Source organism: Streptomyces sp. NBC_00433, from assembly GCA_036015235.1.
In the GTDB taxonomy this organism is placed as follows: Bacteria; Actinomycetota; Actinomycetes; order Streptomycetales; family Streptomycetaceae; genus Actinacidiphila.
This window is the reverse complement of record CP107926.1, coordinates 683,492-692,452: the sequence shown is the minus strand read 5'-3', so window position 1 is coordinate 692,452 and position 8,961 is coordinate 683,492. Positions and strand designations below refer to the sequence as shown.

Genomic DNA, 8,961 nt, shown 5'->3' with positions numbered 1-8,961 from the left:
CATGGCCCAGGCACTGCTCTCCGAACTGCACCGGCGCGGCATCAGGCTGCGCCTGGTCGACGACCGTCTCGACGTGGTGGCTCCGGCCGGCTCGCTCACCCCGGAACTGCGGGAACAACTCAAGGCGGGCCGCGACCAGTTGATCGCGCTGCTGCGCCGCAGCGAGGCCGGCGGCGAGCGCGTCGGCGTGGTGCCGCGCCCCGACCTGCGCCACGAGCCCTTCCCGCTGACCGACATCCAGCAGGCGTACTGGATCGGCCGCAGCTCCGCGATCGAGCTGGGCGGCGTCTCCACCCACTACTACTTCGAACTCGACGGCGAGGGCCTCGACCCCGACCGGCTCACCCGCGCGCTGAACGCCGTCATCACCCGGCACGACATGCTGCGGGCCGTCGTCCAGCCCGACGGGCTGCAGCGCGTGCTGCCGGACGTGCCGGCGTACGAGATCGCGGTCCAGGACCTCAGCGGCCTGCCCGAGCAGCGGCGCGAGGACGAACTGCTGCGCACCCGGGGCGAGATGGGCGCGCACACCCCGGAGCCCGACGCCTGGCCGCTGTTCGAGATCCGCGCCAGCCTGCTCGGCGGCGGGCGGCACCGGCTGCACCTGAGCTTCAACATCCTCATCATCGACTTCTTCAGCCTCGCGCTGCTCTTCCACGACTGGCGGGTCTGCTACCAGCAGCCCGACCGGCTGCCCGAGCCGCCCGGCGTCTTCTACCGCGACTACATCACCGCACAGCAGGAGTTGCGCGAAGGCCCCGGCTACCAGCAGGCAGAGGCCTACTGGCTGGGCCGGCTGGCCGACCTGCCGCCCGCGCCCGAACTGCCGCTGGCCATGCAGCCGTCGCAGCTGCCCGCGGTGGAATTCGTCCGCCGCCAGGGCCGGTTGCCGCGCGAGCAGTGGGACGCGGTCAAAGCAGCGGCCAGGAAGCGCGGGCTGACCCCTTCGGTCGCGCTGATGGCGGCCTTCTCCGACGTGCTGCGCCTGTGGTCCGCCGGACGAGACGGCTTCACCCTCAACCTGACCCTCTTCGACCGGCCGCCGCTGCACCCCGACATCGGCGAGATCATCGGCGACTTCACCTCGCTGACCATGCTCGCGGTCCAGGAGCCGGGCGACGAGCCGTTCGCCGAGCGGGCGCTGCGGCTCGGCGGGCAGCTGCTGCGCGACCTCGGGCACACCGCCTACAGCGGCCTGCGGGTGCTGCGCGAGCGGGCCCGCAGCCTGTCCTCGGGACTGGGCGCCGCCATGCCGATCGTGGTCACCAGTGCCATCGGCTCGGCCCCCGAGCAGGACCAGGCCGCGGACCGCGGCTTCTTCGGCCGGCTCGGCTACGGCATCAGCCAGACCCCGCAGGTGTGGGTGGACCACCAGATCATGGAGGAGTTCGGCGACCTCCTCTACAACTGGGACTGCGTCGACGCGCTCTTCCCCGACCGGCTGCTCGACGACATGTTCGCCGCCTACCACGGCCTGCTCGAACAGCTCGCCACCGGCGACAGCGCCTGGGACGACCCTTCCCTGCGCCCGCAACTGCCCGCCTGGCAGCAGGCCGAGCGCGACGCGGCCAACGCCACCGGCCGCGAACTGCCCGGCGGCACCCTGTGCGGGCTCGCCGAGGAGCGGGCACGGACCGCGCCCGACGCGGTCGCGGTGATCGACGGCGACAGCCGGCTGACCTACCGCGCGCTCACCGGGCACGCCAACCGGCTGGCCCGGCGGCTGCTGGAATGCGGCGCCCGGCGCGACAACCTGGTCGGCGTCGTCCTGGAGCGCGGCTGGGAGCAGGTCGCCGCGACCCTCGGGGTGACCGCCTCCGGCGCCGCCTACCTGCCCGTCGACCCGTCGTGGCCGCAGGCCCGCAGGTCCCAGGTGCTCGAACTGGGCGGGGTGCAGCTGGTGGTGACCTCCGCCGCGCTGCGCGACAGCGCGCAGTGGCCGGCCGGCGTCCAGGTGCTGACCCTGGAGGACGCCGAGGTGGTCGCCGCCGACGACGGCCCGCTGGACAGCGGGCCCGCGCCCACCGACCTGGCCTACGTCATCTTCACCTCCGGCTCGACCGGCACGCCCAAGGGCGTCATGATCGACCACCGCGGCGCCGTCAACACCGTCCTCGACATCAACGAGCGCTTCGGCGTCGGCCCGGACGACCGGGTCCTCGCGCTGTCCTCGCTGAGCTTCGACCTGTCGGTCTACGACGTCTTCGGCACCCTCGCGGCCGGCGCCGCCGTGGTGATCCCGTCCACGGCCGGCGCCCGCGACCCGCAGCACTGGACCGAGCTGATGGACGAGCACCGCGTCACCGTGTGGAATTCGGTGCCCGCGCTCATGCAGGCCTGGGTGGACGCCGGCGGCCGCACCGCGGCGGGCAGCCTGCGTACGGTACTGCTCAGCGGCGACTGGATCCCGGTCACCCTGCCCGACGCGATCAGGGCCGCCGAGCCCGCCGCGCAGGTGGTCAGCCTGGGCGGCGCGACCGAGGCGTCGATCTGGTCGGTCTGCTACCCGGTCGGCGAGGTCCCGCGGGAATGGGTCCGCGTCCCCTACGGCAAACCGCTGGCGAACCAGACCCTGCACATCTACAACGCGGCCTTCGAGCCCTGTCCGGTCTGGACCCCGGGGGACCTCTACATCGGCGGCACCGGAGTGGCCAAGGGCTACTGGGCCGACCCGCAGCGCACCGCCGCCGGCTTCGTCACCCACCCGGTCACCGGCGAGCGCCTTTACCGCACCGGCGACCTCGGGCGCTATCTGCCCGGCGGCGACATCGAATTCCTCGGCCGCCTGGACTCCCAGGTCAAGCTGAACGGCTACCGCATCGAGCTGGGCGAGATCACCGCGGCCCTGCGCCGGCTGCCCGGTGTGGCCGAGGGCCTGGTCCGGGTCGACGCCAACCCCGTCACCGGCTCCCGCCAGCTGGTCGCCTACGTCGTGGCCGGGCCCGGCTCCGAGCCCGACACCGAAGCCGTACGGGCCGCGCTCGCCGACGTCCTGCCCGACTACATGGTGCCGCAGCACTACCTGCTCATCGACGCCGTCCCGCTCAGCGCCAACGGCAAGGTCGACGTCTCCGCGCTGCCCACCGCCTGGACCGAGCCGGACCAGGAGGCCTACGTCGGGCCGCACGACGACCTGGAGGAGCAGATGCTCGGCATCTGGCGCGAGGTGCTCCAGCGCGACGACTTCGGGGTGCTCGACAACCTCTTCGAGATGGGCGCCGACTCGCTGCACGCGGTGCGCATCCTCACCCGGCTGCGCGACGACCTCGGCATCGACACCGAGGGCGACGAGGGCCTGCGGCTGCTGTTCGAGAGCCCCACGGTCACCGAGCTGACCGCGGAACTGCGCAAGCGGGCGGGGGAGTCGGCCTGATGGCGCGGACGGCGGGCGGCTGGGACGACATCGTCGTCGGCGCGGGCTCGGCCGGCTCGGTGCTGGCCGCCCGGCTGACCGAGCAGGCCGGGCGGCGGGTGCTGCTGATCGAGGCGGGCACCGAACCCGCACCGCAGTCCGGCCCGCCCGGCAGCCCGGTGCTGACCGGCGCGAACTGGGACCACACCGCCTCCGTCGGCGACACCCCGCCCGGCACCGGGCGCCAGTACCCCTACCTGGTCGGCAAGGTGCTCGGCGGGTCCTCCGCGGTCAACGGCGCCATCGCGCTGCGCGGCCTGCCCGCCGACTTCGACGGCTGGGCGGCCGCCGGCAGTCCCGGCTGGTCCTGGCAGCAGGTGCTGCCGTACTTCCGCCGCCTGGAGTCCGACGCCGACCACCCGGACGGCGGCGACCTGCACGGCACGGACGGGCCGCTGCCGATCCGCAGGGCCGCGCCCGACCGGCTGTCCGCCACCGCGGCCGCCTTCCTGGCCGGCTGCCGCGAAGTGGGCCTGCCCGTACGGCCCGACCTCAACGACGGCGGCACCGGCGCCGGCCCCATCCCCGCCAACCTGGCGGGGCCCTACCGGGTCTCGGCCGCCGACGCCTACCTGGAGCCGGCCCGCGGCAGGGACGGGCTCACCGTCCTGGACCGCTGCGAGGCCACCCGGGTCCTGGTCGCGGGCGGCCGGGCCACCGGCGTGGAGCTGGTCCTCGACGGCCGCCTCCACCAGGTCGCCGCCGACCGGGTCACCCTGTGCGCCGGCGCCATCGGCACCCCGCTGCTGCTCCAGCGCTCCGGCATCGGCGCCGCCGACCGGTCCGTCGCGCTCGGGCTGCCGGTGGCCGCCGACCTGCCGGGGGTCGGCGGCAACCTGATCGACCATCCGCTGGTGCCGGTGTGGTCGGCGGCGGCCCCCGGGGTGTGCGGGGACGACGACCCCTGGCACGAGGCGATGGCCAGGGTCGCCACCACCGGCGGGGAGGCGGACGTCAACCTGCTGCTGGTCGCCAACGTACGCGGCGCCGCCATCCCCGGCATCGGCGCCGTCCTCGGCGGCGACGCGGGCATCTCGGTCGGCGCGCTGCTGCTCGCCCCCCGCTCGCGCGGCACCGTCGAGCTGACCGACGCCGACCCCAAGGCCGCCCCGGCGATCCGGCTGGCGCTGGGCACCGACCCCGACGACCTGGCGCGGCTGATGAACGGCGTACGCCTGGCCTGGTCGGTCGTCCGGTCGGCGCCGTTCGCCCCCGTGGTGTCGCGGACCTTCCTGTGGACCGACCGGATGGTGGACGACGACGCCCTGCTGCGCCGCGCGGTCGCCAACTTCGTGTCGCCCACCTGGCACGCGGCGGGCACCGCCCGGATGGGCACCGCGGACGACCCGGGCGCGGTCGTGGACGAGCGGCTGAACGTCCACGGAGTGGCGGGCCTGCGGGTCGCCGACGCCTCCGTGATGCCCACGATCGTCCGCGCCCCCACCAACCTCACCTGCATCATGCTCGCCGAGCGGGCCGCCGAGTGGATGCGATGACGCTCAGACAGCGATGACCGGGAGACAGCGATGACAGTGCAGCAGCTCACCGAGAACCAGCCGGCGCCGCAGGCGCCGGCGCCGGCACCCGCCGTCTTCCCGCTCACCGACCTGCAGGCCGGCTACCTCGTCGGCAGCAGCAGCCTCATCGAACTGGGCGGCTTCCGCCCCACGATGTACGTCGAGATCGACATGGTCGACTTCGACGCCGACCGGGCCCGCCGGGCGGTCGACCTGCTGATCGCCCGGCACGAGCACCTGCGCACCGCCGTACTGCCCGAGGGCGCCCAGCGGGTGCTCGACCCCGCCGAGGTCGAGCCTTTCGCGCTGCCCGTCACCGACCTGACCGGGCTGCCGCCCGCGCAGCGGGAGGAGGCGCTGCTGGCGACCCGGCGGGCGCTGTGCGAGCGCGGGGTCGACCCGACCGGCCGGCCGCTCTTCGAGGTCAGCGCGCACCGGGTGCGCCCGCACCGCTACCGCGTCCACTTCGCGATGAGCCTGCTGCTGCTGGACTCCGGCAGCACCCGGCAGCTCCAGCAGGAGTGGTGGCGGCTCTACACCGACCCCGGCGCCGAACTCCCGCCGGCCGGGCGGACCTTCCGCGACTGCGTGCTCGCCCGGGTCGCCTACGAGCGCACCGAGGACTTCGCCAAGCACTGGTCCTACTGGGAGGACCGGCTCGACTCGCTGCCCGAGGCTCCGGTGCTGCCCTCGTCCGGCAAGGTCGCCACCCTCGAACCCGGCCGCCTGGTCCGCCGCGTCCACCGCCTCGACCGCGGCCAGTGGCAGCGCCTGTCGGCCGCCTTCCGCACCCACAAGGTGCTGCCCGCCGCCGCGATGATGCACGTCTTCGCCGAGACGCTGGGCACCTGGGCCGCGGCGCCGCACTTCTGCCTCAACGTGCTGCACCAGAACTGGGCCACCGCGCACCCCGAGACCGCCGGTGTGGTCGGCCAGTTCAGCTCCACCCTGCCGCTGGAGGTGGACCTGCGCGGCGAGGACGACTTCTTCGGCCGCGCCGGGCGGCTGCAGCGCCGGCTCTGGCAGGACATGGCGCACAGCGAGGTCACCGCCGTCCAGGTGACCCGCGAACTGGCCGCCCGCCGCGGGTGGACCGGCCGCGCCGCGCTGCCGTACGTCTTCAACAGCATGCTCGGCCCGGCCCGCCGCGACACCGAAGAGCCGGGACCGGCCTGCCGGGTGGTGCACAACAACCTGCGCACCCCGCAGGTGCTGATCGACAACCAGTTGGTCGACGGCGCGCACGGGGGAGTGGACTGCGTGTGGGACGTGGTCGACGAGGCCTTCCCGCCGGGCCTGCCCGACGCGATGTTCCAGGCCTACGGGCAGCTGCTCGACACCCTCGCGGGGCCCGACGGAGCGCGGAGCGCCCCCGACCCCGTGGCGTCCGCGCACCGGGCGGTGGTCGCCGCGGACAACGCGCCCTCGGGCGAGCCGCCGCGCGGCCGGCTCGAGGACGGCTTCCTGCGGCAGGCTGCCCTGCGGCCCGCCGACCCCGCGGTGGTGACGGCGGACAGGACCCTGGCGTACGGCGAGTTGGAGTCGGTCTCGCGGGCCGTCGCCCGCTGGCTGCACCAGCAGCGGATCGGCGCCGGCGACATCGTCCCCGTGGTCATGTCCAAGGGCTGGGAGCAGGTCGCCGCGGCCCTCGGCGTGGTCCGCTCGGGCGCCGCCTACTGCCCGGTCGACGCCGGCCTGCCGCAGGCCCGTGTCCGCGAACTGCTGGAGGACTGCGCCGCCCGGGTGGTCCTCGGCCAGTCCCACGGGCCGCGGGACGCCGCCGACGCCCGCCCGGTCCTCCTGGTGGACAGCATCGCACCGGGCGCCTACCCGCCGGCGCCCGCGCACGGCGGGAAGCCCGGCGACCTCGCGTACGTCATCTACACCTCGGGCTCCACCGGCCGCCCCAAGGGCGTGATGATCGAGCACGCCGCCGCGCTCAACACCGTGCTGGACATCAACGAGCGCATCAGGCTGGCCCCTGAGGACCGGGTGTTCGGCATCTCCTCGCTCAGCTTCGACCTGTCGGTCTGGGACGTCTTCGGCACCCTGGCGGCCGGCGCGGCCCTGGTGCTGCCCGCCGCGTCGAGCCGGCCCGACCCGGTCGGCTGGGCCGAGGCCGCGGCCGAGCACGGGGTGACCGTGTGGAATTCGGTGCCCGCGCTCGCCGAGATGCTCACCGAGGTCGCCGAGCAGGGCCAGGGCGCCGGGCCGGAGGCCGGGGCTGCCCGCCCGCCGATCCGGTCCTTCCTGCTCAGCGGTGACTGGGTGCCCACCGCGCTGCCCGACCGGATGCGCGCGCTGTGGCCCGACGTCGAGGTCACCGCGCTCGGCGGCGCCACCGAGGCCGCGATCTGGTCCAACTCCTACCTCGTCGGCCGGGTCGACCCCGCCTGGCGCAGCATCCCCTACGGCCGCCCGCTGCCCGGCCAGACGATGCGGGTCCTCGACCACCGGCTGGACGTCCGGCCGCCCGGCGCGGTCGGCCGCATCCACATCGGCGGGGCGGGCCTGGCCCGCGGCTACTGGCGGGACCCGGAGCGCACCGCGGAGCGCTTCGTCACCCACCCCGCGACCGGTGAACGCCTCTACTGGACCGGCGATCTGGGCCGCTACCGGCCGGACGGCGTCATCGAATTCCTCGGCCGCGAGGACCGCCAGGCCAAGATCCAGGGCTTCCGGGTCGAACCGGGCGAGGTCGAGGCGGCGGTGAGGGCCTGCGACGGAGTACGCGACTGCGCTGTCGCCGTCGAGGACGGCCCGGCCGGGCAGAAGCGGCTGGTCGCCCTGGTGGTGGCCGAACCCGGCGAGAAGCCGCAGGCCGCGGAGCTCGCGGCCCGGCTGCGCGGCCGGCTGCCGCACTACATGGTGCCCGGGTCGATCCACGTGGTGGACCGCCCCGCGCTGTCCGCGAACGGCAAGGTCGACGTCGCGCGCTCGCTGGCCGCGGCCAGGGCCGCCGACCGGCAGGACGGCGCCGCCGCGGCGGACGGCGAGCCGGGCGGCAGCACCGCGGTACGGCTGGCGGAGCTGTGGCGCGAGCTGCTGGAGGCGGACGCCGTGGGACCCGAGTCCGACTTCTTCGCGCTGGGCGGCAACTCGCTGCTCGCGCTGCGGCTGGTCAACCGGGTGGACGCGGAATTCGGGGTGGCGCTGCGCTTCGGCGAGATCTTCGAGACGCCGACGCTGCGGGCACTGGCCGAGCGGGTCGGGCAGGGCGCGGCGCCGGAGGAGGACGGTCCGCACGGCTGCTCGGTCGCCCTGTCGGCGGGACCGGGAGCCGAAGTGCACCTCTTCCACCCGGTCGGTGGCTCGGTGAGCTGCTACACCGACTTCGCCCGGCTGTGGGCCGGGCCCGTACGCGCCTTCCAGCACCCGGCACTGGCCAGGGGCGGGCCGGCGGACACGCGGGCCGAACTGGTCGCGATGGCCGCCGCCTACCGGGCGGAGCTGCTGCGGCTCACCCCGAAGGGCCCCTACCTGCTGGGCGGTTGGTCGATGGGTGGGGTGCTCGCCTACGAGGTGGCCGGCCAACTGGCCACCGAGGGGCACCAGGTGCGGGTCTTCATGATCGACAGCGATCTGGCCAACCTGCGGCAGCCCGACACCGACACGGACCGCCACCGGGAATTCCTCGCCGACCTCGCGGGCGGCGTGCTGCCCGCCGACGTCGCCGCCGCGGTCGACGGTTCTGACGGCGAGGGCCGTTCAGCGGCCGCGCGGGACGCGGCCGTCGCGCACGGGCTGCTGCCCGCGGAGGTGGACCCGGCGGGCTACGAGCGGCTGATGCGGGTGCACGCGGCCAACCTCGGCGCGCTCGCCCGCTACCGCCCGGCCGCCTCCGCGGTGCCCGCGCTGCTCTTCGTGGCCGGCGGGGTGGACCGGCCCGACCCGGTGCCGGCGTGGCGTGCCGTCTGCCGGGACCTGGAGACCGAGGTGTGGCCCGCCGACCACTACTCGATCATGGCACCCCCGTGCCAGCGTGCGGTGGCGGACCGCGTCGCCGAGTGGTCGGGCACGGCCGGCTAGCAA

3 protein-coding genes are annotated in these 8,961 nt (G+C 75.0%); all 3 read left to right on the top strand.

Annotated elements, in window-relative coordinates:
* The first annotated feature begins 1 nt into the window (after position 1).
* From OG900_02860 to OG900_02850, 3 genes are read left to right on the top strand one after another with little or no spacing between them, the layout of a single operon-like run.
* On the top strand, positions 2-3,373 hold the full coding sequence (locus OG900_02860; GenBank protein WUH89176.1) for an amino acid adenylation domain-containing protein: 3,372 nt from the start codon (positions 2-4) through the stop codon (positions 3,371-3,373).
* Positions 3,373-4,908 (top strand): GMC family oxidoreductase N-terminal domain-containing protein, encoded by a 1,536-nt coding sequence (locus OG900_02855; protein ID WUH89175.1) that lies wholly within the window; start codon positions 3,373-3,375, stop codon positions 4,906-4,908. The genes OG900_02860 and OG900_02855 overlap by 1 nt, the downstream gene beginning before the upstream one ends.
* Positions 4,909-4,938: 30 nt before the next feature.
* The gene (locus OG900_02850) at positions 4,939-8,958 is read left to right on the top strand and encodes an amino acid adenylation domain-containing protein (GenBank protein WUH89174.1); all 4,020 of its coding nucleotides are present in this window, start codon (positions 4,939-4,941) and stop codon (positions 8,956-8,958) included.
* Positions 8,959-8,961 lie beyond the last annotated feature (3 nt).